The sequence below is a fragment of the Clostridia bacterium genome (genome assembly GCA_012840125.1).
Lineage (GTDB): Bacteria > Bacillota > DULZ01 > DULZ01 > DULZ01 > DULZ01.
Genome location: DULZ01000050.1, coordinates 1 through 2,054 on the forward strand (window position 1 = coordinate 1; position 2,054 = coordinate 2,054).

Annotated in this window: 4 protein-coding genes; 2 read left to right on the top strand and 2 right to left on the bottom strand. The window is 52.4% G+C overall.

The genetic code is table 11. The features are described 5' to 3' along the window. The coding region (locus GXX34_06325) for an SdpI family protein (GenBank protein HHW07134.1) at positions 1 to 543 on the bottom strand (543 nt) is incomplete at its 3' end. After that, complete coding sequence (locus GXX34_06330) at positions 524 to 820, bottom strand: winged helix-turn-helix transcriptional regulator (protein ID HHW07135.1); 297 nt, start codon at positions 818 to 820, stop codon at positions 524 to 526. The genes GXX34_06325 and GXX34_06330, both read right to left, overlap by 20 nt. 183 nt (positions 821 to 1,003) lie before the next feature. Here GXX34_06330 and GXX34_06335 point away from each other — a divergent pair, with 183 nt between their 5' ends. Together GXX34_06335 and GXX34_06340 are read left to right on the top strand one after the other, a co-directional pair. Further along, on the top strand, positions 1,004 to 1,339 hold the full coding sequence (locus GXX34_06335; GenBank protein HHW07136.1) for a PadR family transcriptional regulator: 336 nt from the start codon (positions 1,004 to 1,006) through the stop codon (positions 1,337 to 1,339). Between the two features lie 2 nt (positions 1,340 to 1,341). After that, positions 1,342 to 2,054 (top strand): hypothetical protein (locus GXX34_06340; protein HHW07137.1); only part of this gene is annotated, 713 nt, incomplete at its 3' end.

Genomic DNA, 2,054 nt, shown 5'->3' on the forward strand with positions numbered 1-2,054 from the left:
GGCGAGGAAGACCGTGATCAAGCCGGCCCCGAACATCAAAGGGCCGCCCAGGCGGTGAGTGCGCAGCCAAACTTCTTCATTTTCTATGGTCCAGGGGGTTCTAATGCCGAAAAACCAGTTCGGCCTCACTTTCCCCAGGTAATTGCCTAACACCATGAACATGATTCCCATTCCCAGCTTGGTAAACAGGGCAATGCTGGGGCGGTAGCCCAGGGCCCAGGCGATGGTTAAGAAATATAATCCGGTCATGAACAGGACGAAAATCCAGATGAAGATTTGATAAAAGGGTTTAAACTTCTCATAGTTTTGCCTTTTCGGATCAATGGCCGGCACGAATTTCAGGAGCAGCGCCAATCCCAAATTCATTAACGGCAGGCCTAATGCCCCCATGAATCTGGAGCCGTAACCGTCCACTTCACCCGCCGCGTTCCAGTGAATGGGCACTTGTTCCGGCAGCTGGGGGTAGATGACCAGGCCGAAAACCAGGGTGCCCAGCATGATGACCCACAAAGCCCAGTGAATTTTAATCGTTGTTCCTTTCATCCTGTTCGCCTCCTTCTTTTTGCATGATGCTCATCAGCCAGCCGATGAGTTCTTCCATGACGCTGGTGTTCAGGGAGTAGACAATATTCTGCCCTTTCCGCTCATCTAAAATGAGTCCCGCCTGTTTGAGGATACTTAAATGATGGGAAATGCTCGGCTTGGAAATGGAAAAGTACTCCGCGATTTCCCCGGCCGTCATATCCCTATCCCGCAGCAGCCGGATGATTTTCCGGCGGGTCGGATCCGCCAAAGCCTTACAAGTCAAGCCTAAAGCCACCCGTCTCACCCCTTTGGGCTACGATATTTAGAAGATTTTCTAACTATCTAAATTATAACCCGGTGGCCCAGAACCTGTCAAAAAGAAAAAACTGGCGGGTTATTTTTCTATCGTAGTACATTGACAGTCATAGTACTTTGATATATAGTGTATTCAGAACATCATAGTAGTGGAGTGAAGAACATGGGTGCCAAACTGTCGTCGGATCTTTTGCGAGGTCACACGGACACCATTGTACTGGGCATCTTAATGAAAGGGGACAATTACGGCTATCAAATTCACAAGACCATTCTCGAAAAAACCGGCGAGGAATTCGAGCTCAAGGAGGCCACCCTGTATTCCAGCTACCGGCGTCTCGAACAGGGAGGATATATTGTCTCCTACTGGGGCGACGAGAGCCAGGGGGGCCGGCGCAAGTACTACCGGATTACGGAAAAAGGGAAAGAGCTGTATCGCCAGAACAAAGCCGACTGGGAGTTTGCCAAGCGGATCCTGAATAAACTGCTGGAGGAGGAATGAAGTTGAAAATTGAGGTTTACGTAGACCGGCTGTTTCAAGATTATGAAGATACCCAGGAACTGAGGGATTTCAAGGAAGAGATTATCATCAACCTGCAGGAGCGAATCAAGGAACTGGAGAGCAAGGGCTTGACCGCCGAGGAGGCTTTTGCCAAAGCCACGGCGGAGTTAGGGGATATCACCGCCATCGCGGACCAGATCAGCAAGCAAAAGCGCAAAGAGATCATCGGGCAGATGTATGTGGGCCGAAAAGTCCCTATGGATAAATGGCACGCCGTCGGCTTCGTGGTCTGCGGCGGGGCCATCCTATTTGGGATACTGGCGGCCCTGGTGGTTTACGCTTCCAACGGGCGCTTGTCCGATGCCATTGCTTCCGTGCTTCCCTTTTTATCTGTACCGGCGGCGGGGTTGGTATTCCTGTGGCTGACCCAGGAGACGCCCTGGGAGTATCCCATGGCTTGGCAGCGGGCCGCCGTCTATGCCGTCGCCGCCGGTGTCATTGTTTTCGGGCTGGTCACGGCTGCCATGCTGTACTCGATGGAGGGGCTAAGGCTGGAAGCCGTCTTTGGGACTATGATGATGTTCGTTTTACCGGGCTTATGCGTGGGCGCGTTTTTGATCCTTACGGAGAAAGACCGGCGCAAGCCCTGGGCCGTGGAGGAAGAGCGGATTTGGGCGGAATACTACCGGAAGAAATATGGGGAGCCGGCCCAGCA